Origin of the sequence: Yunchengibacter salinarum (genome assembly GCF_037658235.1) — a bacterium.
Lineage (GTDB): Bacteria > Pseudomonadota > Alphaproteobacteria > Sphingomonadales > Kordiimonadaceae > Yunchengibacter > Yunchengibacter salinarum.
In genome coordinates, this window is record NZ_JBBJLN010000007.1 from 14,033 (window position 1) to 37,842 (window position 23,810).

The 23,810-nt window shown below is 60.7% G+C and carries 24 protein-coding genes; 18 read left to right on the forward strand and 6 right to left on the reverse strand.

Annotated elements, in window-relative coordinates; genetic code table 11:
- Positions 1 to 28 precede the first annotated feature (28 nt).
- From flgG to flgH, 3 genes are read left to right on the forward strand one after another with little or no spacing between them, the layout of a single operon-like run.
- A complete protein-coding gene (flgG, locus tag WGH93_RS08770; protein WP_374764504.1) occupies positions 29 to 814 on the forward strand; it encodes a flagellar basal-body rod protein FlgG in 786 nt (261 codons plus the stop codon).
- A gap of 11 nt (positions 815 to 825) precedes the next feature.
- A complete protein-coding gene (gene flgA, locus WGH93_RS08775) occupies positions 826 to 1,932 on the forward strand; it encodes a flagellar basal body P-ring formation chaperone FlgA (RefSeq protein ID WP_374764505.1) in 1,107 nt (368 codons plus the stop codon).
- 51 nt (positions 1,933 to 1,983) lie between these two features.
- Positions 1,984 to 2,793, forward strand: a complete 810-nt coding sequence (flgH, locus tag WGH93_RS08780; RefSeq protein WP_374764506.1) for a flagellar basal body L-ring protein FlgH — start codon at positions 1,984 to 1,986, stop codon at positions 2,791 to 2,793.
- Between the two features lie 318 nt (positions 2,794 to 3,111).
- On the opposite strand, the gene dksA is transcribed toward flgH, so the two are convergent.
- Both dksA and WGH93_RS08790 read right to left on the reverse strand, forming a co-directional pair.
- A complete protein-coding gene (gene dksA, locus WGH93_RS08785; RefSeq protein ID WP_374764507.1) occupies positions 3,112 to 3,543 on the reverse strand; it encodes an RNA polymerase-binding protein DksA in 432 nt (143 codons plus the stop codon).
- A gap of 244 nt (positions 3,544 to 3,787) precedes the next feature.
- Entirely contained in the window at positions 3,788 to 4,204 is a 417-nt protein-coding gene (locus tag WGH93_RS08790) for a flagellar assembly protein FliX (RefSeq protein WP_374764508.1), read from the reverse strand.
- A gap of 393 nt (positions 4,205 to 4,597) precedes the next feature.
- On the opposite strand from WGH93_RS08790, the gene WGH93_RS08795 reads away from it, so the two are divergent.
- The 5 genes from WGH93_RS08795 (at position 4,598) to WGH93_RS08815 (ending at position 8,166) form a co-directional block, all read left to right on the forward strand.
- Positions 4,598 to 5,695, forward strand: coding sequence for a flagellar basal body P-ring protein FlgI (locus WGH93_RS08795; protein ID WP_374764678.1), 1,098 nt, complete (start codon positions 4,598 to 4,600; stop codon positions 5,693 to 5,695).
- A 1-nt stretch (position 5,696) separates the two neighbouring features.
- Positions 5,697 to 6,050, forward strand: coding sequence for a rod-binding protein (locus WGH93_RS08800; RefSeq protein ID WP_374764509.1), 354 nt, complete (start codon positions 5,697 to 5,699; stop codon positions 6,048 to 6,050).
- Positions 6,050 to 6,655 carry a hypothetical protein gene (locus WGH93_RS08805; RefSeq protein ID WP_374764510.1) on the forward strand — a complete coding sequence of 202 codons (606 nt, stop codon included), beginning with the start codon at positions 6,050 to 6,052 and terminating at the stop codon, positions 6,653 to 6,655. The genes WGH93_RS08800 and WGH93_RS08805 overlap by 1 nt, the downstream gene beginning before the upstream one ends.
- A gap of 1 nt (position 6,656) precedes the next feature.
- Positions 6,657 to 7,091, forward strand: a complete 435-nt coding sequence (locus tag WGH93_RS08810; protein WP_374764511.1) for a hypothetical protein — start codon at positions 6,657 to 6,659, stop codon at positions 7,089 to 7,091.
- A gap of 244 nt (positions 7,092 to 7,335) precedes the next feature.
- Complete coding sequence (locus WGH93_RS08815) at positions 7,336 to 8,166, forward strand: flagellin (RefSeq protein WP_374764512.1); 831 nt, start codon at positions 7,336 to 7,338, stop codon at positions 8,164 to 8,166.
- A 119-nt stretch (positions 8,167 to 8,285) separates the two neighbouring features.
- Here the strand turns inward: WGH93_RS08815 and WGH93_RS08820 are convergent, their stop codons facing one another.
- Positions 8,286 to 9,488, reverse strand: a complete 1,203-nt coding sequence (locus WGH93_RS08820) for an aminotransferase class I/II-fold pyridoxal phosphate-dependent enzyme (RefSeq protein ID WP_374764513.1) — start codon at positions 9,486 to 9,488, stop codon at positions 8,286 to 8,288.
- Between the two features lie 8 nt (positions 9,489 to 9,496).
- On the reverse strand, positions 9,497 to 10,483 hold the full coding sequence (gene pseB / locus WGH93_RS08825; protein WP_374764514.1) for a UDP-N-acetylglucosamine 4,6-dehydratase (inverting): 987 nt from the start codon (positions 10,481 to 10,483) through the stop codon (positions 9,497 to 9,499).
- Between the two features lie 346 nt (positions 10,484 to 10,829).
- On the opposite strand from pseB, the gene WGH93_RS08830 reads away from it, so the two are divergent.
- Genes WGH93_RS08830 through WGH93_RS08840 form a run of 3 tightly spaced genes read left to right on the forward strand, consistent with a single transcriptional unit; the run spans position 10,830 to position 13,596 of the window.
- The gene (locus WGH93_RS08830) at positions 10,830 to 11,786 is read left to right on the forward strand and encodes a Gfo/Idh/MocA family protein (protein ID WP_374764515.1); all 957 of its coding nucleotides are present in this window, start codon (positions 10,830 to 10,832) and stop codon (positions 11,784 to 11,786) included.
- Entirely contained in the window at positions 11,783 to 12,490 is a 708-nt protein-coding gene (locus WGH93_RS08835) for a formyltransferase family protein (RefSeq protein WP_374764516.1), read from the forward strand. The genes WGH93_RS08830 and WGH93_RS08835 overlap by 4 nt, the downstream gene beginning before the upstream one ends.
- The gene (locus WGH93_RS08840; RefSeq protein WP_374764517.1) at positions 12,487 to 13,596 is read left to right on the forward strand and encodes a DegT/DnrJ/EryC1/StrS family aminotransferase; all 1,110 of its coding nucleotides are present in this window, start codon (positions 12,487 to 12,489) and stop codon (positions 13,594 to 13,596) included. The genes WGH93_RS08835 and WGH93_RS08840 overlap by 4 nt, the downstream gene beginning before the upstream one ends.
- A gap of 11 nt (positions 13,597 to 13,607) precedes the next feature.
- On the opposite strand, the gene WGH93_RS08845 is transcribed toward WGH93_RS08840, so the two are convergent.
- Positions 13,608 to 14,843: a glycosyltransferase family protein gene (locus tag WGH93_RS08845; protein WP_374764518.1), complete on the reverse strand. Its 1,236-nt coding sequence runs from the start codon at positions 14,841 to 14,843 to the stop codon at positions 13,608 to 13,610.
- A gap of 295 nt (positions 14,844 to 15,138) precedes the next feature.
- Between WGH93_RS08845 and WGH93_RS08850 the strand changes: the two genes are divergently transcribed.
- A complete protein-coding gene (locus WGH93_RS08850; protein WP_374764519.1) occupies positions 15,139 to 16,149 on the forward strand; it encodes a class I SAM-dependent methyltransferase in 1,011 nt (336 codons plus the stop codon).
- A 50-nt stretch (positions 16,150 to 16,199) separates the two neighbouring features.
- On the opposite strand, the gene asnB is transcribed toward WGH93_RS08850, so the two are convergent.
- Positions 16,200 to 18,104 carry an asparagine synthase (glutamine-hydrolyzing) gene (gene asnB, locus WGH93_RS08855; protein WP_374764520.1) on the reverse strand — a complete coding sequence of 635 codons (1,905 nt, stop codon included), beginning with the start codon at positions 18,102 to 18,104 and terminating at the stop codon, positions 16,200 to 16,202.
- A gap of 222 nt (positions 18,105 to 18,326) precedes the next feature.
- Here asnB and WGH93_RS08860 point away from each other — a divergent pair, with 222 nt between their 5' ends.
- From WGH93_RS08860 to WGH93_RS08885, 6 genes are all read left to right on the forward strand, one after another.
- Positions 18,327 to 19,289 carry an NAD-dependent epimerase/dehydratase family protein gene (locus WGH93_RS08860; protein ID WP_374764521.1) on the forward strand — a complete coding sequence of 321 codons (963 nt, stop codon included), beginning with the start codon at positions 18,327 to 18,329 and terminating at the stop codon, positions 19,287 to 19,289.
- A gap of 43 nt (positions 19,290 to 19,332) precedes the next feature.
- Positions 19,333 to 20,487 (forward strand): DegT/DnrJ/EryC1/StrS family aminotransferase, encoded by a 1,155-nt coding sequence (locus WGH93_RS08865; RefSeq protein ID WP_374764522.1) that lies wholly within the window; start codon positions 19,333 to 19,335, stop codon positions 20,485 to 20,487.
- Between the two features lie 26 nt (positions 20,488 to 20,513).
- Positions 20,514 to 21,482 (forward strand): class I SAM-dependent methyltransferase, encoded by a 969-nt coding sequence (locus WGH93_RS08870; protein ID WP_374764523.1) that lies wholly within the window; start codon positions 20,514 to 20,516, stop codon positions 21,480 to 21,482.
- 90 nt (positions 21,483 to 21,572) lie between these two features.
- Positions 21,573 to 22,451, forward strand: coding sequence for a phytanoyl-CoA dioxygenase family protein (locus tag WGH93_RS08875; RefSeq protein ID WP_374764524.1), 879 nt, complete (start codon positions 21,573 to 21,575; stop codon positions 22,449 to 22,451).
- Positions 22,448 to 23,575 carry a GNAT family N-acetyltransferase gene (locus WGH93_RS08880; RefSeq protein WP_374764525.1) on the forward strand — a complete coding sequence of 376 codons (1,128 nt, stop codon included), beginning with the start codon at positions 22,448 to 22,450 and terminating at the stop codon, positions 23,573 to 23,575. Before WGH93_RS08875 ends, WGH93_RS08880 begins: the two co-directional genes overlap by 4 nt.
- Before the next feature lie 16 nt (positions 23,576 to 23,591).
- Positions 23,592 to 23,789 carry a hypothetical protein gene (locus WGH93_RS08885; RefSeq protein ID WP_374764526.1) on the forward strand — a complete coding sequence of 66 codons (198 nt, stop codon included), beginning with the start codon at positions 23,592 to 23,594 and terminating at the stop codon, positions 23,787 to 23,789.
- Positions 23,790 to 23,810: the final 21 nt, after the last annotated feature.

Genomic DNA, 23,810 nt, shown 5'->3' on the forward strand with positions numbered 1-23,810 from the left:
GCGCCGCCCTTGAGGAAAGGACAGAACCATGAAAGCACTCAGCACAGCCGCAACGGGGATGCTTGCCCAGCAGATGAATGTGGAGGTGATCTCCAACAACATCGCCAACATGTCCACCACGGGCTTCAAGCGCCAGCGTGCCGAATTCCAGGACCTGCTGTACCAGAATGTGGAACGCGCGGGGGCCAACTCCTCCGATGCGGGCACGGTCGTGCCCTCCGGCATCCAGGTGGGCGTGGGCGTACGCGCCGCGGGCGTTTACCGGATCACCGATCAGGGTTCCCTGCAAAATACCGGCAACACGTTCGACATGGCGATCGACGGCAAGGGCTTCTTCCGCATTCAGTTGCCGGACGGCCAGGAAGCCTTCACCCGCGCCGGTTCCTTCCAGATCGATCAGGACGGGCAGTTGGTCAACAATACGGGTTTCCCGGTTCAGCCCGCCATCAACATTCCGCAGGAAGCCGTTGACGTATCGGTCAATGGTCAGGGCGAGGTTTCGGTGAAGCTGGACGGCCAGGTACAGCCGCAGGTGATTGGCCAGATCGATCTGGCCACCTTCCCCAACGAAGTGGGGCTTGAGGCCGTGGGCGACAACCTGTTCCTGGAAACCCAGGCATCGGGCCCGGCCAATATTGCCGTGCCGGGGCAGCCGGGCTTCGGCCAGGTCATGCAGGGCTTTCTTGAGCAGTCCAATGTGAACGCGGTGTCCGAGATCACCACGCTGATCAGCGCCCAGCGGGCCTATGAGCTGAATTCCAAGGTGATCGAGACATCCGACCAGATGCTCTCCACCGTCAACAACATGCGCTAAGGGAGGGAACGATGACCCGCGAAGAATTCCAAAAAGAGGCAAAAGCCTTCGTGCGGCGCATCGTCGCCGTGGACGCGGACGCCCGCGGGCGCCCCCTGCCGGGCATCGTCAATCTGCTCAAGCGCGCGCTGATCCTGTCCGCTGTGGGAGTGGCCCTGGGCTTCCTTCCCACACGGGCGGACGCGGCGGACGACACAACCGACGCGAAAAAGGCACCCACCCAGACCGTCACGCTCGACCAGCCGATCAGGGTCACCGCCAGTCAGGTCACGCTGGGCGATCTGTTTTCCGTGGAAGGCCATCTGGCGGACCAGGTGGTGATGCCGGCCCCGGCGCCGGGCGACAAGCGGTCCCTGTCCATCTACGAGCTGGAGCGGATCGCCGTCAGCGCCGGACTCACCCTGACCCGCCCGGCCTATGTGGCCCGCGTGGACATTCACCGTGAAGGGGAGCGGGTGGACGCCTCCGCTCTTGAGCAGCGACTGGCCGAGGAAGCCCGCTATGAGGGCGTGGATCAGCCGGTCAGGGTCTCGCTATATGGCGGTGTGCGGCGGCTTTATCTGCCCGCGGGGTTCGATGTGTCCTCCATCGCCTTCGAGGGGCTCAGCCTGTCCGATCATGGTCGGCGGTTGGAAGTCACGGCGCTGGTGCCCACGGGGCCGGACAGTGTGCGCCGCCTGTCCCTGACCGGGCGCTATGAACGGCTGACGAGCGTGCCGGTCTTCAATCGCCGGATTCAGCCGGGCGATGTGATCACCGACAAGGACGTGACCTGGAAAGATATTCCCACCCGCCGCCTGCGCAACCGTGTCATCACAAGCCAGCAGGCGCTGGTTGGCCGCACCGTGCGTCGCCCGGTTCAGCCCGGTCAACTCATCGCCAGCAATGACGTTCATCGCCCGCTGATGGTGGAAAAAGGCGATGCGGTAACCGTGCGCTACACGGTGGGCGCGCTCAGGCTGATGGCCACGGGGCTGGCGCTGGAAAACGGCGCCAAGGGCGAACTGATCCGCGTGCGCAATTCCAAGTCGAACCAGACCATGGACGCCAAGGTCCTGGCCGGTGCGCTGGTGAGCGTGTCACCCACTGAAAATGGCCTGCCCCTTGCATCACGCTAAGGGCGATAAGGCGACGACCGCGCCGGATGCGCGGCACAGCGGAGAAAGACCATGATCCACTTGCGCGAAAAAGCCAGAACAGCGATCGGGCGCGCCCTGTTGGGGGCGGCGGCACTCAGCCTCGGCGCCTGCGGCGCGGCGGAACGGATTTCCAATATCGGCAAGGCGCCGGAAATGAGCGCCATCGAAAAGGTGAAGGCGCCGCTGCGGGAACGGTCCATCAGCCTGCCCATGCCACAGGACAGCAAGGGCCGTTATGAGCCCAATTCCCTGTGGCGCACCGGCGCGCGCGCCTTCTTCCGCGACCAGCGCGCGGGCCAGGTGGGGGATATCCTGACCGTGAACATCGATATTTCCGACAGCGCACAGATCGGCAATTCCACCTCCCGCTCCCGCCAGACGGCGGAGGAGACCGGGCTGGAAAGCTTCTTCGGGGTGGAATCCGCGATTCCGAACCTGTTCACCAAAGGCAACAAGGGGCCGAACAGCTCGGATAGCAAGATCCGCAACAATTTCAGCGCGGGCGACCTGATCGATGCGGAAAGCGATTCCAACTATGCGGGCAGCGGCTCGGTGGATCGCTCGGAAAGCATTGAGCTTGATGTGGCCGCCATCGTCACGGACGTGCTGCCCAACGGCAATCTGGTGATCCAGGGCCGTCAGGAAGTACGTGTCAATTTCGAGAAGCGGGAATTGCTGATCGCCGGGATCATTCGCCCGGAAGACATTGCCGCCGACAACACCATCCGCCACAGCCAGATCGCGGAGGCCCGCATCTCATACGGCGGACGTGGTCAGATTACCGATGTCCAGCAGCCGCGCTACGGTACGCAGCTCTATGACATCATATTCCCCTTCTAGCTGACTCCCCGCCGTGTCCGGTGCGGCAACATCGGGCGCGGCAGCCGGGAGCGGCTGGTTGTTGTGCAACAGGAAAGAAAGGAGGTGCGTGCGAAGCAGTATCGTTGACGACTTATCTACCGAAAAAGCCAATACCTTAATCTGCGTCTCGAAATGATCGCAGTGGCCGGCACTTCTCTGGTGACCGGCCTTTTTCTTTGCATGAGCCCCATATGTGCCCACACGCCGTCCCATTCGGGACCGGCCATGAAAAAACACCGGGCCGCCTTGGCGCCCGGTGCGAAATTCAACCGTTCGATCACCCGTGAAAAGGCGGGATCAATCGTCCCGGTGGACCTTTTCCGCCCGCTCATGGGCTTCCTGGGCCTCCACCGTCATGGTGGCGATGGGCCGGGCATCCAGTCGCCGCAGGCTGATGGGCTCCCCGGTTACCTCGCAATAGCCGTATTCACCCTCGTCGATGCGATTCAGGGCCGCATCGATCTTGGCGATCAGCTTGCGTTGCCGGTCCCGCGTGCGCAATTCCACGGACCAGTCCGTCTCCGAAGAGGCACGGTCAGCGATATCCGGCTCCCTCAGGTCGTCGTTCTGAAGGTTTTGCAGGGTTTCGCTGGAATCCTTGATGATATCGTCTTTCCAGGCCAGCAGCTTGCGGCGGAAATATTCCACCTGACGCGGATTCATGAATTCCTCGTCATCGCTGGGGCGATAATCCTCGGGAAGGCTGGTCTCTGTGACAGTGTCCGTCATGGTCACTCCCTACCTGTCTGATCCGCTTCCCGGACACCCCCCGCGCCGGAAGCGCCGGATGTATAATCCACTCATCCGGGTGACACAAGAGCCTTTTCCACTTCTTGAGGCGCCGAGTGCCCCCTTTGTCCGGCAGGGCGCCGCCATCGTTTCGGGCAAGATTCCCGGCAATGCGCACACCCGGCTCCCCGCCGCCCTGTATCGCGGCGCCGCAAGGTGCGGATCGCATGATGGGAAAAGCCCTTTATCGGCCCAGCTTGGCCAGTTCCACTTCGGCCCTGAGCTCAATATCGCCCAGAATCTCGTTAAGGCGGGAATCGTCCGACCGACCCTGCTGATTGCGGGCCATGTCAGCCAGAATACGCAAGCGCCCTTCCGGGATCGCGCCCAGCAACAGGCCCTTGCGCACCTCTTCCAGCATGTCGAGCATGTCTTCCGCCCGTTGAAGCCCCTTGGAGCGCCCGTCACTGGCGGTGCCCACTTCCTGCAAGCCGATAAGCCCGCCCACGCTGGACAAGGGCTGGCTTGCCTGGGTCCGGCCTGCCGCCCCGGTTTCCTGACCGCTTTCAAGTTCCCGCGCGAAAGCCGCGCCGTCCCCGGATTTTTTGGTTTTCTTCGGGCCTGATGAATTGCTCACCTGCCCGGGACCTGTGATCTTCATAATGCGGGACTCTAGGCAAGCGCGCCACGCTCGGCAAGACTTTCTATGGCGCCTTGGGCAAAAGATTCCAGCACCTTAATCCGACCTTGCCCCAGGCGTGTCATCGCCGGAACACTGGCGCCCTGCCCCGCCCGCAACAGCGGATCGACACCCCGACCACCACCCTTCAGGCTTGGCATGATTTTCGCTTGGGTTAGCGCGTGAACGCCTCGGATCGGGCACGGCGCCCGCCGATTGAAGCGGAGAACCAGAACCATGCAAAATGCACGCGACATCATTCCACGCCAGAATCCGCGCGGCAACCTGCGGCCCGAACGGCCTGCCGGTTTGCGCCCGACCCTGCGGCCCTTGCATGGTGGCCGCGTGACCGGGCTGATCGCCGGATGGACGGGCATGATGGTGGCGGCCCTGGTGGTGCTGACCGGCGCCAGCCAGCCCGGCATGGCCGCGTCCCGGATCAAGGACATCGTGTCGGTGGAAGGGGTGCGGGAAAACCAGTTGATCGGCTATGGCCTTGTGGTCGGCCTGAACGGCTCCGGCGACACGCTCAGGAACTCCCCTTTCACGGAGCAATCCCTGAACGCCATGCTGGAACGGCTCGGCGTCAACACCAAGGGCGTCAACATGCGGCCTGAAAACATCGCCGCCGTGATGGTGACCGCCAACCTGCCCGCCTTCGCCCGGCACGGTTCCCGGATCGACGTGACCGTCAGTTCCATGGGTGACGCGGAAGACCTGAAAGGCGGCAACCTGCTGGTGACGCCGCTGATGGGCGCGGACGGCGAAGTCTACGCCGTGGCCCAGGGCAATGTGGCCGTGGCCGGTTTCAACGTTCAGGGCGAGGCCGCATCCATCGTGCGCGGCGTTCCCACCAATGGCCGCATTGCCAATGGCGCCACGGTGGAACGGGAACTGCCCTTCGAGCTGAACGACCTGAACAATTTGAAGCTGCAACTGCGCAACCCCGACCTGACCACCGCCAAGCGCATCGCCAAGGTCATCAATGATGGCGTACAGGGCAATGTGGCGGAAACGCTGGACCCCGCAACGGTGCAGCTTACCCGCCCGGTGGGATACCCCATGTCCACAGTGGACCTGCTGGCCGACATCGAGAACCTGATGGTGGAACCCTCGCTGGCCGCCCGCGTGGTGATCGACGAGCGCACCGGCATCATCGTCATGGGACAGGAAGTGCGAATCTCGCCCGTGGCCATCGCCCAGGGCAATCTGACCATCCAGATCAGCGAAACTCCGGTGGCCAGCCAGCCCGGCCCGCTGGCGGAGGGCGGCGAGACCGAGGTGCTGCCCCGCACGCAGATCGATGTGGATGACGATAGCGACAAGAAACTGACCGTGCTGGACGAAGCCGTAACCCTTCAGGAACTGGTGGACGGGCTGAATGCCCTGGGCATTGGCCCGCGGGACATGATCTCCATTCTCCAGGCTTTGAAAACCGCTGGCGCGCTGCAAGCAGAAATCAGGACAATGTAAGATGGATCTGGCAAGCAATCAGATACACGCCTCTCAGGCCCGGATGGATAATGGCCGCCTTCAGGGCATCGCCCAGTCCCTCAACCGGCTCCGCGCGGACGGCGCCAGCGCCGGGGAAATCAGGGGCAAGGCCATGGAAGCGGCCAAGGAATTCGAGGCTGTCTTCATCGGGCAGATGCTGAAGCCGATGATGGAAACCGTGGAGGAAGACAGCCTGTTTGGTGGCGGCCCGGAGGCGGAAGCCTACAAATCGCTGATGATCGACGAGATCGGTTCCGAGATCGCCCGAAGCGGCGGCATCGGCATTGCCGATCAGGTGGCCCGTGAACTGTTGACATTGCAGGAGGCTCGGTAATGAGCAGAACCCCCGATCGATCAAACTCTCACACGCCTTTCACACCCGGCCTTCAGGCACGGCGCATCAAGGCGGAGAAGAAGACAGCCGACCCTGCCACCGCGTCCCTGGCCCCGGTGGCCGATGCCGGCCCGGATGAAGCCAGCCGCGCGCAGACCACGGACCCGGCCCCCAGGCTGACCGGTCGCGCGGCGGAACTGGAAAAGCTGACCAAGGCGCTGCGCCGGGTCCTGGAGCGGGAAACCGAGCTGCTGAAAGCCCGGCAGCCGCGCCGCGCCCGCGAACTGCACGGCGAAAAGAGCCGCCTGATGGCGGAATACCGGGATACGCTGAACAATCTGAAGATGAACACCACCTCCCTCGGCGACGAAGACAGCGCGGAACGCCGCCATATCAAGGCATTGACCAACTCCTTGCGCGACAGCCTGCGGGATCATGCCCGTGTGGTGCTGCGGCTCAAAGCGGTGGCCGAAGGGCTGGTCAAAAGCGTTGGCGAGGAAGTGGCCAAGCGCGATCGCCCGGTTATGGGCTATGGCAAGAACGCCACCTATCGCGCACCCGATACGGCCCATGCCACATCCCTCAGCCTGAACCAGACCATCTGACATGGCCGACCCGCTGACGCGGGTGCCGGACTCCCAACTGGTCGGCCAGACCATGACGCCCTCCGCCCCAGCCGGGCGCGGGGGGTCCGACCTGTTCACGGGGCATTTGCTGGACCCCGCTTCCCGCCCCCCTGGGGCGTCCGCCATGCCGGAGGGCGCCGAGCCGATCACGCTGACCCTGCCTGCGGCCATGCTGCGGCTTCTGGCAGCGTCCACCGGGCCAACGGGCCGTGGCCCACGGACGGAACAACCGCTTGTCAGCAACCAGCCGCAGCCTCTTGGTGCCCCCGCGAGCAGCCACCTGCTGGCCTCGCTGATCATGCCCGGCATGGTCACCCCGGGGCGTCGCACCGATCCCACCCGGCCCGGCAAGGGTGCCAGCAGGCAACGGCGAAAGAAGCGGCGTGGCAGGCCGCCCCACGGAACGCCCGAATAGGGGTTCGGATACCCCCGCCCTGCCCGGCGCGCCCGGACGATCCCTGCCCGGTCAGGCGCGCTGGCCCCGCCTGAAGGCAGTTTTTACCCCCCAACAGAACGACTCAAAATTCGCCCAGTCGCTCATAAAACTTCAATAAAATCATATTGTTATAAATTTTTAAAAATTGGCACAGGCGTTGCATTGCTTAGGGCCGAGCCGGAAAAAGTCCGGTGGAACAAGAGCGTTAGAGGAGGAGAGGACAATGAGCTTCTCGATCAATGTGAACAGCAGCGCCCTGAGCGCCCTGCGCAATCTGAACGGGACTAACCAGGAACTGGAAACCACCCAGTCCCGGATCAATACGGGCCTCAAGGTCAGTTCGGCCAAGGACAATGCGGCGGTCTTTTCCATCGCCCAGAAACTTCGCGCCGATCAGCGCGGCCTGAACGCCGTGCAGCAATCGCTGGACAGGGGCATTTCGGCCACCGATGTGGCCCTTGCAGCAGCCAATTCGATTTCCGACCTGTTGCTGGAAATGAAGGAAAAAGCCGTGGCGGCGGCGGACCAGGGGCTGGACAGCGCCAGCCGCGTGGCGCTCAGCCAGGACTTCACCCAGCTTCGGGACCAGATCACCTCCATCGTCACCAATGCCGAATTCAATGGCACGAACCTGGTGGATGGCGGCAATGACGCGGTGGTGGCGATCACCAATTCCGATGCCGACCAGACCTTCACGGTGGCCCATGAAAACCTGACCCTCGGCGGCGGCAATATCACCATTTCCGGCACCCAGAACATCCTGACCCAGGACACGGCATCTGTTGCCGTAAGCAGTCTCAACGCCTCCATTTCCAACATGAACTCGGTGCTGACCCGGTTTGGCTCCGGCGCCACCGGGCTGGAACAGAGCCGCGAATTCGCGGGCCTGCTGTCCGACGTGGTGGAAACCGGGATCGGCAATCTGGTGGATGCGGACATGGCCAAGGAAAGCGCCAACCTTCAGGCATTGCAGGTGAAACAGCAGCTTGGGGTTCAGGCCCTGTCCATCGCCAACCAGTCGCCGCAGACCATCCTGTCGCTGTTCGGCGGCTAAGCGGATCGGTCACAGCGCACCGGTACGGCTCAAACGCTCTTGTTTCGGGAAAGACCCGGTCGGCAAATCCGACCGGGTCTTTTCATGGCATTCGCAAATACCGACTAAAACGCCAGAATTCAGGCCAGTCCCAGCGCGCGGGACAATGCGGCCACCACACGATCCGGCCCGTCTTCCGGCAGATCGGGATAAATGGGAAGGCTGAGCGCCGCCGCATAATAGCCATCCGCCCCCGGCAGAGCGGTACCGTCATGGCGCTCGGCAAAAAAGGGCTGGCGGTGCAAAGGGATATAATGCACCTGCGTGCCGATGCCGTCCGCCTTCAAACGCGCCATCACACGCGCGCGGCTCGTGCCCGCCGCCTGAAAATCCACCTGAACCGGATACAGATGCCAGCCGCCGGAAGTTTCGCTTCCCCGCGCCACGGGCCGCACCAGGTGCGGCGGCAGATGCCGACCGATCAGATCGTCATAGCGGGCGGCAATGTGGGCACGGGCGGCAATGAAACGATCCAGCTTGGCAAGCTGGCTGAGCCCCAGGGCACAGTGCAGATCGCTGGCCCGGTAATTGAAGCCCAGTTCCGCCATTTCATAATACCAGGGATTGGGGTCACCGCTTTCCCGGTCAAAGGCGAGCGCCTTGTTGGTCCAGTTGGCGGCATTTCGTTCCATGGCGTGGGAGCGCAGCCGCCTTAGCCGCGCCGCGGTCTCCCCGTCCCGGCAGGTAATGACCCCGCCCTCCCCCATGGCGATCGCCTTGACCGGGTGCAGGGAAAAGGTGCCCAGCCTCTCATGCCGCCCGCTGCCGGGGGCCGCCCCGTCCCCGTGGCGGGCACCCAGCGCATGGCAGCAATCGGTGATCATGACGAGTTCGGCCTGATCCAGAATCGGGGACAGGGCCGCCATATCCAGCAAATGACCGTTCAGATGCACCCCCACCACGGCTTTGGCCTGCGGTGCCCGGTCAAGCGCCGCCCTGAGCGTATCCGCCGTCATCAGGCCGCTATCCGGGTCCACGTCCGCGAACACCACCTCCGCCCCCGCCATCAGCATGGCGCTGGCACTGGACAGAAAGGTTATGGCGGGAACAATCACCTGATCGCCCGGCCCGATCCCGGCAGCGATCGCCGCCAGGTGCAGCGCAGCGGTTCCATTGGCCACCACAACGGCTTCGCGGGCCCCCACCACGTCGGCGAAGGCCGCCTCGAAGCGATCCGCCATGGGCCCGGATGTCAGCGGGCCGTTCTCCAGAACCTCCACCACGGCGGCCACATCGCCCGCATCCAGGCTATGGCGACCATAAGGCAAGAACGCATCAGTCATGATACTTCCTACAGCGTTTCAAGCACGCTGCGCAGAGCCTGCCCGTCCAGCCACTGGTCATTGGTGTCGCTGGAATAGGCAAAACCTTCCGGCACCGGCTTGTAGCCCTTGTCCCGCAGGGATTTCCGGGTGCGGAAGGTCCATTCCGGCTCGATCACATAGCGGTCCCCCATGTCCAGCGTATGGGGGGCGGCGTGTTCCGTGATCATGATTTCGTGCAACTTCTCGCCGGGGCGAATGCCCACCACCTTGTGCGGCATATCGGGGTCGATGGCACGGGCCACATCGGTGATCAGCGTAGAAGGGATCCTGGGCACGAAAATCTCCCCGCCACGCATCAGGTCAAGGCAGGAAAGGGTGAAGCGCACCGCCTCGTCCAGTGTGATCCAGAAACGGGTCATACGGGTATCGGTGATGGGGAAATGATCGCCGCCCTCGGCCTTCAATTTGCGGAAATAGGGGATCACGCTCCCGCGGGAGCCCAGCACATTGCCATAGCGCACCACGGAAAAGCGGGTGCCGCCCGCGCCCGCGGTGGCATTGGCCGCGACGAATATCTTGTCCGAGGCCAGCTTGCTGGCGCCATATAGATTGATCGGGTTTACGGCCTTGTCGGTGGACAGCGCGATCACCTGCCTCACATCACAGCGGATCGCCGCGTGCACCACGTTCTCCGCGCCGATCACATTGGTATTGATACATTCAAAGGGATTGTATTCCGCCAGTGGCACCTGCTTCTGGGCCGCCGCATGGAACACCACGTCCACATCCCGGAAAGCCATCATCAGCCGATCCCGGTCGCGCACATCCCCGATGAAAAACCGCACCCGGTCCAGTTCAGCCTTGGTCAGGCTGTTCTGTATCTCGAAATGGGCGAATTCCCCCCGTGCCAGAATGACGATGCGGGGAATATCGGAATTGTCCAGCAGGTACCGCAGCAGTCGCCGCCCGAAAGAACCGGTTCCCCCCGTAATCAGTATCGATCGGATAGACATAAGCGCATCACTTCCATCTTGCACGGGCCACTGCTTGCTCGATGCGAGGCACACCCCCCGGAGGGGCGTATCTTGCGCACCCCGGTCGGCACCGGCCCCTGCCCCAACCCCTTTCTACATAGCCCGCGCGCCGGATGGGCGTCAAACCCCCATAGCGGAGAGGCATACAGCGGCGTCAGGCCCGCCCTTCCCGGCCCCTGCCTTGACAGCACGGGACCGATGCGCGGATACTTGAATCCGGCCGGGAAAACACACCCCCGGCACGGTTCTTGCTCCGTCCGTGGCAGACCGAAACCAGCCGGTGGCGGGCTTGCCACCCCATTGCTGCAGGAGGGAGAAAACTCTCATGGCCAGGCGATTTGCACTGATCGGCGCCGCCGGATATGTGGCCCCGCGCCATCTGCGGGCCATCCGGGATACAGGAAACGTGGTGCTGGCCGCGCTGGACCCAAGCGATTCCGTCGGCATTCTGGACAGCTACTTCCCGGACTGTCACTTTTTCACCGAGTTCGAGCGGTTCGATCGCCATGTGGACAAGATGCGCCGCAATGGCGACGGGCTGGACTGCGTGTCCATCTGCTCGCCCAACTATCTGCACGACAGTCATATCCGCTTTGCCCTGCGTTCCGGCAGCCGCGCCATCTGTGAAAAGCCGGTGGTCATGAACCCCTGGAACATCGACGCCTTGCAGGAAATAGAGGCGGAAACCGGGCAGAGCGTGAACACCATTCTGCAATTGCGCCTGCACCCCGCCATTCAGGCCCTGAAACAGGACGTTACGACATCACGCCGGGACAGCAAGCGCGAAGTGGATCTGACATACATAACATCCCGCGGGCGATGGTACGGCGTGTCCTGGAAAGGGGATGTGCGAAAGTCCGGCGGCGTGCCCACCAATATCGGGGTGCACTTCTTCGACATGCTGCACCATCTGTTTGGCCGGGTTCAGGAAAATCACCTGCACCTGAACACGAACACCACCGCCTCCGGCTATCTGGAATATGAAGGGGCGCGCGTGCGCTGGTTCCTGTCCACCGATGCCGAAACCCTGCCGGACGACGTGCGCGCGGAAGGTCAGCGCACCTACCGCTCCATCAGTATTGACGGCAAGGAACTGGAATTTTCCAGCGGATTTACCGACCTGCACACGGAAAGCTACAGGGAAATCCTGGCGGGCCGCGGTTATACGCTGGAAGACACACGCTCGGCGGTGGAGACCGTCTCGGCGCTGCGGCGCATGAAAACCGGCCCGATCCGGGGGGAAAGCCACCCCCTGCTGCACCGGATCGGCCAGGTGGCATGACGGGTTTGAGCGACCTCAGCCTTGGCATCATCACCTATGACCACCCGCACCTGAAAACGGATCAGGTGGTCAGCCGCCTGCTGGCGCAGCACCGCTTTCAAAACGTGGTGCTGTTCACCCTGCCCTTCACGCCCCGCCCCGCGCGGCCAGTCCTGTTCAACCACCGACCCGACCAATCCACAGGTCGCGATCCTGCCGGACTGGCTGGCGCTTATGGCCTTGCCGTGGAACCGTGGGACGGCAAGGCCCCCATCGGGCCGATGGATAACTATGTGATCACCGGAGCGGGCCTGATCGACCCGGCGCTTGCCCTTGGCGGCCCCGTCCTCAACGCCCATCCGGGCCTGATCCCCACCGCACGCGGACTGGATGCGTTCAAGTGGGCGATTCATGACGGCCTGCCGCTTGGAATCACCCTGCATGAAATCGACGCGGCGGTGGACAGCGGCACCGTCCGCGCCTATGCCCGCACGCCCGTCCGGGCCGACGATAGCCTTGCCGACCTAGCCGCGCGTCATTATGAAAATGAGATCACGTTGCTGGCCGACTTTCCTCGCCATCTGCATAATCGGCCCAAGGCGCACCTTCCCGCGAACGCACCACGCAAACGCATGGGGCGGGCGACGGAAAAAGAAATGATTACGCGCTTTCCGGGCTATCGCGAAAAATACATCACCACAGGGACGGAGCCTCATCAGCCATGAAGTTCATAGACCTGGACGCCCAGATGGAAGCCATGCGCCCGGCCATCGACCGCCGCATCAAGTCCGTACTGGATCATGGCAAATTCATCATGGGCCCGGAAGTACGGGAACTGGAATCCGCGCTGACGGAGCGGGTGGGCGTGCGCCACTGCCTGAGCTGCGCCAATGGCACCGACGCGCTGCAACTGGCGCTGATGGCGCTGGGCGTGGGACCGGGCGACCTGGTGTTCACCACCGCTTTTTCCTTTTTCGCCACGGCGGAAGTGATCGCGCTTCAGGGTGCCACCCCGGTTTTCGTGGATATCGACCCCGGAACATACAATCTTTGCCCCGACGCGCTTGAGGCCGCCATTCTTGAGGCCAAAGGCGGGAATGGTCGCCTGGCCGCCATCATCGCGGTGGATCTTTTCGGCCTTCCGGCGGACTATCCCCGGCTTGAAGCCATCGCCCGGCGCCACGGACTGGCTCTGATCGAGGACGCGGCCCAGGGATTCGGTGGCGCCATCGGCGACCGACAGGCGGGCAGTTTCGGCGACATCGCCACCACCAGCTTCTTCCCCGCCAAGCCACTGGGCTGCGCCGGGGATGGCGGCGCCGTCTTCACCAACCGGGATGACCTGGCCGAGCGGGTGGCCTCCCTGCGTCTGCACGGGCGGGGGGCCGAAAAATACGACAATGTGCGGATCGGCATGAACAGCCGGCTGGATACGCTGCAAGCCGCCATCCTGCTGGAAAAACTGACCCATCTGGATCAGGAACGCGCCGCCAAGGACGCCATTGCCGAAACCTGTCGCGCGCGGCTTGCCGGCCGGTTCCAGATGCAGGCAGAACCAACGGGCTTCGCAAGCGCCCACGCGCTTTTCACCCTGCGCGCCCCCGATAATTCTCGGAACGCGCTAATGGCATCCCTCGAAAAGGCGGGCATCCCCTGCGGCATCTATTACCCCAGGGCCCTGCCGGACCAGACGGCTTTCAACGGCACCGCGCACCCGCCCTGCATTGAGGCCCGCAAAGCGGCCATGGAGGTGTTCAGCATTCCGTTCCACGCCTATCTGGCAGAAGAAAATCTGAACCTTATCCTTAAAAAGTTAATCGAAGCGTGCTGACCCTATCCTGGTCAAATCAAATGCCTGGCACTCAATCTTTCCCATTCCTGTGGGCTCAAGTCCTGATGTTTCATTAAAATCTGCCGTGTCAACTCCCGGTTTTCTGCGTTAACCGGATCCGCCTCTCTTGGAATATAGTCGTCGATATAAAATCTCGGCCAAACGTCAAAGTCATTTGTCTTGGCGCGATCAAGGCTGTCCAAAATATCTTGCGCGCGCTTTACATGGCCATAATTACGCGCCGCATAAAGATGTGCAGCCTCAGCCATTTTCACCCTGCGTTCGCGATCAACAATGAGACGGGCCAACTGGTCTTTAAAACACCGAGCATTAGCAGCCTCTACTGGTGCCGAACCTTCCTGAACCGGCACAATATCAGAACGCAAACCAGTTATCACAGCACACCCGCAATACATTGCCTCCGCTGCCAAACGTGCGGGTTTAAGGTTAAAAAGCTGGTCAATTACAATGTCAGTATCACGCAATATCTCCAATACTTCTTTATTTGGACGATTTTGTATTATTTCAAAATCAAATTGATATCCTTCACTCTTCAATGCCTCCACAGATTCAATAATTTTTTCGGTGCCCTTAAATTTCGGAGCTGTCGGCGCGTGAACCACAAGAGGTCGTTCTCTAGCCGGAATTCGATAAGTGAGAACGTCTTGACGGATCGTGGGAGGACTCTCAAAAAATGGCCTTACAGCCATGGTCATGCACCCCATACTCCCCCATAACGTATCCGCCGAGCGCTCAGCCAATCGTAATATTTTGAGCTTCTGATTCATCGTAAGCCCCCGATCATCTGATGTCTCACGCACCAATGGAGGAGGATCAAAATCATTTAATTCTGAAAATTGAATGAAAGCATCATGCACACGAACGTCTGAACCATTAAATATACATATAACTTTTTTCCCAATATTCTTCAAAAATTCAATTTCTTCAAGGTTTCCAATATAACTTCTTCCAAATTGGAAAATATACAAGTCATAACTTGTGAAATAATTATAAAGGTTATCTATTTTATATTTATCATAATACAAAAATTCAAGCGGATTTGATTGAAATTTTCTGAATGATTTCATATTTTCAACAATATCAGTATACTCATCATATTTATTATATTTATAAAGTTTTGGCTCAGACCAAAGACAGGTATGAACTTCATGACCCAAACTTTTCAGGCCCGCACTGACGTCAGATATTATAGAGGCAATCTCTTGAGTTCCAAAAAATATCTTCATCTTATTTTCCTTTTATTTAGATTTATGTTTCAAGTATTTCTGAAAGAAACACAAATTTTCCGTATATCCCAAAAGCATAAAGAGAACCTTGCGGATGCCCAGCCGACCTCTTACGCTCCGAAAGCGGTCACAAAAACACGAGGTGCAACAAATGTCCTGCCCTGTCTGTCAGTCAACAAATCTCAACTCTTTCTATCCGGAACACCGGGGTCATTGTGTATCATCCGACCAAATGGTGGTTCCTGATTGCAGTATCATGAATAGAGTTTGTCAAGACTGCGGATTAGTTTTCAACATGTCAGGCGTACGTGAGAACATTGACGACTTTTACAAAAATATGTACCAACTGATGATGTTCAGTAAAGATTCGGAGATTAAATCATTTACAAATGATGGCGCAAAGTCTCAATCGCAACGCTCATGCGATTTTTTTCTTGAGATGGTGAACCCCAACCAGGGTGCGCGAATTCTCGAAGCAGGCGCAGGAAAAGGGTTTTTTATGGGGCATTTGCAAGACAAGCGCCCTGATCTTGAATTGCACGCTTTCGAGCCAGGAAAAGCATATGAAATTTTAAAAGAAAAATTGCCTGATGTTGAAATAGAACGATGTGATTATACTGAGTACCAGAAGGACGAAGGAACCTATGATGTGGTGCTATCATTGGGAGTCCTTGAACATGTCCAGAACCCCCTGGACATGCTGAAATGGAAGCGCGCCCTCCTCAAAGAAGGTGGGATATGCTTTATTCGAGTCCCCGATTTCACCAAAAATCCGAATGATGTTTTCACAGTTGATCACCTATCAAAATTAACACCTGAAAGTATTCGAAACCTTGCGAGCCGAGCCGGATTTTCTGTAAAAGACATCCGTCACATGGGGGTGGCCGTTCACGCCGCACTGATCGCAGACCGTGAACCGGTTTCCAATCCTTACAATCCCGTATCCGAAAACCAGGATATCGTTCACAAAAACGAAGAGTTTGCACGCGCGGCAATGAGCGCGATTGAAAACGCACGCGAGTCAGCAAAAAGGGATGGTAGCCAGTGGGCCATTTTTGGCCTGGCCGCTTCAGGTCTGTTTGCACCTTTCTACCTTGGGTTTCCCCCTGACGAGATCGCGGCCTATCTTGATGATAATGACAGCATCTGGGGGAATTCAATTCATGGGCGCCCAATCCAAGGCCCCCAGAAAATCCCGGAACTGGGGATCAAACATGTGGCACTGGTAATCAGTCCTGTTTATTTTGAGAAGGTCCGCCCTCGCATTGAAGAGATAGGGGCAAAGGTGCACCTTCCAGAGGTATGATTATCATTTTACAATCAGTCCCTGCGAAATCAGGCAGCGCCATATAAGTCTTACAAAACGCCATGGGAACGTGCGGTGCCGTCCATGTCAAAGGCTTCGCAGAACTGGTTCAGATACAGCAGGGACCAGATCAGGAGGCGGCGGTTTTCCCGCCCCTCCAGATGATCCGACACCATGTCCATGATCTCGTCGGGGTCCAGATAGTCATAGATGCGGGCGTTTCGGTCCAGCAAGGTTTCGCGCACGAAGTCGATGCTCTCCCCTTTGAACCAGCTTTCATCCGGCGCGCTGAAGCCCTGCTTGATGCCTTCGGAAATCTCCTTCGGCACATAGCGGCCAAGCACCTTGCGCAGCACTTTCTTGCCGTCGCGCGTCTGGTGATAAAAGCGCTTCAGCTTGCCGGGTTCGTTTTCATCCAGCTTCTTGATTTTTGCAAGATTTGCCAGCTTCCATTTCACCGGCACCTGCATGGCGAAATCCACCAGATCATTATCCAGAAACGGTACGCGCGCCTCCAGCCCATGGGCCATGGACAGCTTGTCCTCCACCACAAGCAGGCCGTGCAGAAAGGTGCGCGCCTCGAAATACAGGGAATGGTTCACATAGTCCTCGGGGCGCGTCAGGCCCGGCGCGTGCTTTTGGAACACGTCGCGGAAGATATCCCGCGTCCATACATCGCCAACCCGCTCCCGGATGGGGGCCACGGCGCGCCACAGCCGGGAATTGGGGATCAGTCGCTGCCAGAAAGCGTAATAGCGGTCGATATAGTCCTCAAAATCATGAGCCTGAACCGTGCGATAATAGCGCCACGGATAGCCCGCGAACATTTCGTCCCCGCCAGTGCCGGACAGCATCACCTTGTTGAACCGGCTCGCCAGGTCACTGGCATAGAAATTGGGATAGCTCTGCCCTACCCGTGGTTCTTCCAGGTGCCATGTCATGTTGCGAATGGCACGCTCCATATCACCGGCCTTGAGCACCATCTCATAGTGGCGGGTCTTGAACAGATAGGACATGTGTTCGGCCTTGGGCCGCTCATCCATCGCCTGCTCCAACCCTGAGGCGGAATATCGGTCGAACCCGATGGTGAAGGTGGTCATGTCCTCGATATCACGGGAAGCGATGCAGGCCAGCGCCCCCGTATCCATTCCGCCCGACAGGTACGACCCCACCGGCACGTCGCTCACCAGTTGACGCTTCACCGCCTGTTGCAGCAGGCGATCCAGTTCCTCCACATAATCCGCTTCGGCAAGCCCCTGCTCCACGTCACGGAAGTCATAATCCCAATAGATGACCCGCCTGGGAACATCGGGCCGATCCACCGGCACCACCATATAGCTGCCGGGGGTCATCAGGCTCACCCCGTCGAACAGCGTCTTGTTGGTGAAAAAGTTCTGAAAGGTGAGATATTCCACCAGCCCGTCACAATCCATGCGAGCCTGAAGTAGGCCGGAGGCCAGGAGCGCCTTCACCTCGGACCCGAACAGAAAGGTATCGCCCGTCCAGGCCACATAAAGCGGCTTGATGCCATAGCGATCGCGGGCCAGCAGAAGATCCCGCCGCTCCCCGTCCCAGAACGCCAGCGCGAACATGCCGTTGAACCGTTCCAGCGCATCCGGGCCCCATTGCATCAGGGCGTGCAGCACCACTTCCGTGTCGCTGGTGGAGCGAAAGACATGCCCCAGTCCCTCCAGGTCACGGCGCAGCTCACGGAAATTGTACAGCTCTCCATTATAGACCAGCGCGAAGCGCCCATCCGCCGAAATCATCGGCTGGTGCCCCGCCGCGCTCACATCCAGCACCGCCAGCCGACGATGCCCCAGACCCATGGCACCATCCGTATACACGCCTTCTCCGTCCGGCCCGCGATGGGCGAGACTTCGGGCCATGACTCTGAGACGGCGCGGTTCCGCCGCGCGCCCGTCACCGTGAATCAAGCCCGTAATGCCACACATACAGTCTCTCCAAAACCTGACCGGCCCCATCGGCCACCCCGTTCCCCGGCCTGCCCATGGCCACGCAAGAATGATGCCGGTCACTGGAAACGCGCCCGACTGGCCCCGTTTTTGCTTGTTGCCCGGTCACCTTGCCCAACCCGGCTTTTTCAACCTTACGCCCAACGGCCTTTTGGATTAAACCCTTTTAAAACGGGCGAAAAAATGGAAGGGAAGAAACGCATGGATCTCACCGGCAAACGCATTCTGATGATCGGTGGCGCAGGGCTGATCGGCTCGCACACGCTGGACCAGCTTCTGGCCGAGGATGTGCGCGAAATCATCATCTATGACACTTTCACCCGTGGCACCATGGCGAACATAGCGGGCGCCCTTGAAGACCCGCGGGTGCGTCTGTTCGAGGCGGGCGGCGACATCACCCAGACAGACATACTGGCCGCGGCCATGGATGGGGTGGATGGCGTATTCCATTTTGCCGCGCTCTGGCTGCTGCAATGTTATGATTATCCCCGCGCGGCGTTCGACGTGAATATCGCCGGCACCTTCAATGTGATGGAAGCCTGCGTGAAGGCGGGCGTAAAGCGGCTGGTCTATTCTTCCTCCGCCTCGGTTTACGGCGATGCGGCCTATGACCCGATGGACGAAGAACACCCCTTCAACAACCAGAATTTCTATGGCGCCACCAAAATCTGCGGCGAAGCCATGCTGCGCGCTTTCCACCACCGGTACGGGCTGGATTATGTGGGTCTGCGCTATATGAATGTGTACGGCCCCCGGCAGGACTATAAAGGCGCCTATATCGCGGTCATGATGAAAATGCTGGATGCCATTGATCGCGGCGAAGGCCCCACCGTGATCGGGTCCGGCGCGGAAGAGTTCGATTTTGTCGCCGTGGAGGATTGCGCGCGGGCCAATATCTGCGCCATGAAGGCGGCGGCCACGGATCGATTCTACAATGTGGGAACCGGCAAGCGCACCAGCCTGAAAACACTGGCGGAAAAGCTGGTCACACTCACAGGCAGCGAACAGCCGGTCCAGTACCGTCCCGCCACCCACAAGGGGCTGGTGAAAAGCCGTGTGGGCGCCGTCGAGCGGGCGCGGGACGAACTCGGCTTCGAGGCGCGCATCGATCTGGAAGACGGCCTTGAACGGTTGATCCGGTGGCGTAACAGCCAGAAAGCCTGAACATCACGGCCCTTGGACAGTCCAACCGAAAAGGAACACGGCCATGCCGGACAGCACCCCATCCAGACGCATCCAGATCGCCGAGCCGGACACCGGGCGAGACGAATGGGAAGCCCTGCGTGAGCCGGTGGAAAGCGGCTGGCTGACCCAGGGGCCGAAGGTCAAGGCATTCGAAACCGCCTTTGCCGAACGCCACGCCGTACCCAGGGCACTGGCCACCACAAGCTGCACCACGGCGCTGCATCTGGCGCTGGTCGCGCTCGGCATCAGCGCGGGGGACGAAGTGATCGTACCCGCCTTCACCTGGATCGCCACCGCCAATGTGGTGCTTTATTGCGGCGCCACCCCGGTGTTCGCCGATGTGGACCCGCACAGCTTCAATCTGGATATGGACGATGCGCTGAGCCGTGTAACGCCGCGCACCCGCGCCATCATCCCGGTGCATCTGTTCGGGCTCTGCGCGGACATGGACCGCTTGAAGGCGGGCCTGCCCGACCATGTGGCCGTGATCGAGGACGCGGCCTGCGCCGCCGGAGCCAGCTACAAGGGACGCCCGGCGGGCAGCCTGGGGGATGCCGCGGCATTCAGCTTTCACCCGCGAAAATCGATCACCACCGGCGAAGGCGGCATGGTCACCACCATGAACGAAGCGCTGGCGGATCATATGGAAAAACTGCGCAATCACGGCGCGGAAGTGAGCGAGGAGCAGCGCCATCACGGCCCCCGCCCCCATATCATGCCTGAATTCAACATGCTGGGCTTCAATTACCGCATGACCGATCTTCAGGGCGCGGTGGGGCTGGTGCAACTTGGCAAGCTGGACCGCTTCATCGACGAACGGGCGGACGCCGCCGCCCGGTACAGGGACGCCCTCGCCGATCTGGACTGGCTGCACTGCCCCCAGGAACCGGAAGGCGGGCGGCACGCCTGGCAGGCATTCGTCACCTGCGTGGACGAGCGCCGCAGCCCCATGCCACGCAATGCCATCATGGACCGGCTTAATGAGGCGGGCATCGCCACGCGCCCCGGCACCCATGCGGTGCATATGCAGGGCTATTACCGGGAGCGCTTCAATATTGAACCCGATGCCTTTCCCGGCGCCCGTCAGGCAGCGGAGCACAGTCTCGCCATTCCCCTGCACAACCGGATGTCACAGGCGGACTATGAGCGTGTGGTGGTTGCCTTGAAAGCCATCTAACCCAACCCCGGCAAAGGATCGACCCCATGGATGTTTCCGACCTTTTTCACGCGCCACCCCGGATTGACGAAGACGGCCTTTTGCATCTTGCCAAAACGACTGAGGCGCGCCCCAATCAGGACCAGACCACCGATGCCTTTTCGGAGAAATGGGATCAATACGCGAAAGAGGACGCCAACGAGCAGAACAAGCTGGTAACTTTTCAGCGCCGCTGGTTCTGCACCTTGTACGGTTTCGAGTCCGAGGCCGCACTCAAGGCGCATCTCGCCAATGTCTCCACCATACTGGATGCCGGTGCCGGGCTCGGCTACAAGGCGGCATGGCTCGCCGGTCTGGCGCCCCATGCCCGCGTGATCGCCATGGACACCTCCGACGCCATTCGCATCGCCAGGGACACTTATGGCGCCGAGCATCCCAACATCGCCTTTGTCCGGGGGGATATCGCGACCACCGGCCTGACACCCGGATGCATTGATCTGACCCTGTGCGATCAAGTCATCATGCATACGGAAGACCCGCGGGAGACATTGAAGGAACTGGCCCGCGTCACCGCACCGGCAGGCGAAGTGCTGTGCTACTGGTATGCACGCAAGGCGCTGCCCAGGGAACTGGTAGATGATTATTTCCGCGCCAATGTGGCCCGCTACAGCACGGAAGAGCTGTGGGAGCTGGCGGACGGGCTGACCGAGTTGGGGCGCCGTCTCAGCGACCTGGACACCCGCTTCACCGCACCGGATATCCCGCTTCTCGGCATCAAGGGCGGCGAATACGACATTCAGCGGTTCATTTACTGGCATTTCCTTAAATGCTTCTGGAGCCCGGAGCTTGGCGAAGCCACGTCCCGTATGACCAATTTCGACTGGTATTCCCCATCCAACGCCAAACGTTTCAGTTCGGAGGAAGTCAGCGCGGACCTTACCGCCGCCGGCCTTGAAAGCGTGTATTTCCATGAAGAGGAAGCCTGCTATTCCGGGCGCTTCCGGCCAGTGGCCTGAGACCGTCGCTTTTTACGCGCCCGGATACTTGGCCCGGACCGTGCATGTCGCTATACAGACAGAATACCGCCCGGCTAACGGAGAGACACCATGACTCATGTTCACCCCCAACCGGATACGCTGCTGGAACCCGTCCCCTGCACCCGCGCGGACTGGGAAGTGAGCGCGAGCGACGCACCCGGCATCAAGCGGGCCTATGACCGCCTTGGCTTCTGCCTGATCCCGGATCTGCTGACCGCCAGGGACCTGCAAACCCTGCGGGACGCATACGACTCCGCCGTGGCCGACGGCGCCCTGCAACTGGCCAAGGATGAATTACCGCCGCAGCCGGATGCCGCCTATCGCCATCCCGCCTTTTTCGACATGGTGCTCGACGATCGCATCCTCGCCATTGTCCGCAAGCTGATCGGCGACCAGGTGGAAATTCATCACACCAAGATCAACTCCATGCCCGTTGAGCCCGGCGACAAGGCCCGCATCAACTGGCATCAGGACTATGCGCTGGCCCCCCACACCAATGGCGACATGGTGACCGTCGGCATTCATCTGGATGACGAAACCGAGGACCACGCCCCACTGCGCTTTATTCCGGGCAGCCACACCTGGGGCGTGCTGCCCCATGACGAGGACGGGAAATTCCTGTACCAGTGCCGGGATCTGGATATGCTGGACAGCCAGCCCCAGCAAACCGTCAGCCTCAAGGCCGGCGATGTTACCATGCACCACACGCTTGCCGCCCATGCCACCGGGCCGAAGCGCGCCACCGGGCCGCGCCGGCTGGTGGCATTTCATTATCGGGCCGCGGACGCCGTGCAGCTTGCCGGCCCCATCTACAAAATCACCGGCACCCCGGCCACCAGAGTGGATGAGATCCGCTATGCCCGCTTCTTTGACGGCTCCCGCGTGATGCTGCGCGGGCGGCACGGGCGCCTTTACGACATTTATGGCAAGCTGGCGCCGGATACATGACAGCGGCGCAGGCCACCCATATCCGGGTCGAGGAAAACGCCCTGGACGGGCCCGTCTTTAATGCTCTTGAGCAGACCATGCCCGCCTTTGAGTCCGCGGCCCCCTATGGCGCGCCCGCCTTCTGGCGTTTTCTGGAAGTCGCGGCAGAGGCGCCTGTCACGGTGCTCACGGCCTGGCGCGGGGAGACACTGACGGGTGTTCTGCCCTTCGCGCGGCGGGAGGAGGCCATCGGCCCGCTGATCAACAGTATGCCCTGGTTCGGCAGCCTGGGCGGCTGCTGGTTGAAGCGACGCGCTGACGGGGAAATCCGCGATGCCCTGATCGCCGCCTTTCACCAATTTCTGAAGCGGGAAAACGTGGCAAGCGCCACGCTGCATCTTCCGCCGGAAGAAACGCGGCGCGCCTATTGCAGGCCCCTGTCCGGCTATGTGGTGGTGCCCAGCGACCGGCTGTGCCAGATCACACCCCTGCCGGACCCGGACCCGCCGGAAACCCTTGACGAGCGCCTCATGGCCACATTGCGCGGGCGAATGCGCCGCCCGGTGCGCAAGGCGCTGAAGACCGGGCTGGAAGCAACAAAAATCACCGCCAATGAGCCCGACTGTGAAGATCACTGGCGCCGCTTTCACACATGGCACAAGGCCAATATGGATGCCGTGGGCGGTCGCCACAAAAGCCTTGAAGCCCTGACCGCCCTGCGTCGCACCCTGCCTGAGCATATGGCCGCCCTGCGCGTTGCATGGCGGGAAGGCACGCCAGTCTCCTACCTGCTCACCCTGGCATATGGCGATCGGGTGGAGTATCTCATGCCCGGCATTTCCGCCGAGGGGCGGCCCATGCAGGCCAATCCGTTCCTGCTCTGGCACGCCATGCGCGCCGCCGCGGCTGACGGCTATCGCTTTTGGAACTGGGGCGGCACATGGCCCAACCAGACCGCCCTGCACCATTTCAAGGCAGGTTTCGGGGCGGAGGATCACCGCTATATGACACTGGCCCTGATCCGGGATGACGCGGTGGAAAGCCTGGCCAGCCAAATGCCCCGCCTGCGCGCGGCCCATCCCGATTTTTTCATTGCGCCAGACAGCGCGATTCTACGGCTCAACCCGGCGGACCTGCCGGAGTGAAAGGGGGTTTCATGTCATGAAAACCGTCTTCGACACGGAAGAAGAAGCGAGCGACTTTGACGTGCACCCGCGCTTTTATCTGGATCATTATGATCCCCGCCGCCACGATCCGGTGGATGCCCGCAACCGGGCGGCCACGCGGGACATTCTTAAAACCCGCCTGTCCATCCCGGCGGAGAAATGGCAGAATCTGGAAGAGCGCGGCCTGATATGACCCGTCCACCGCCCCACCCAC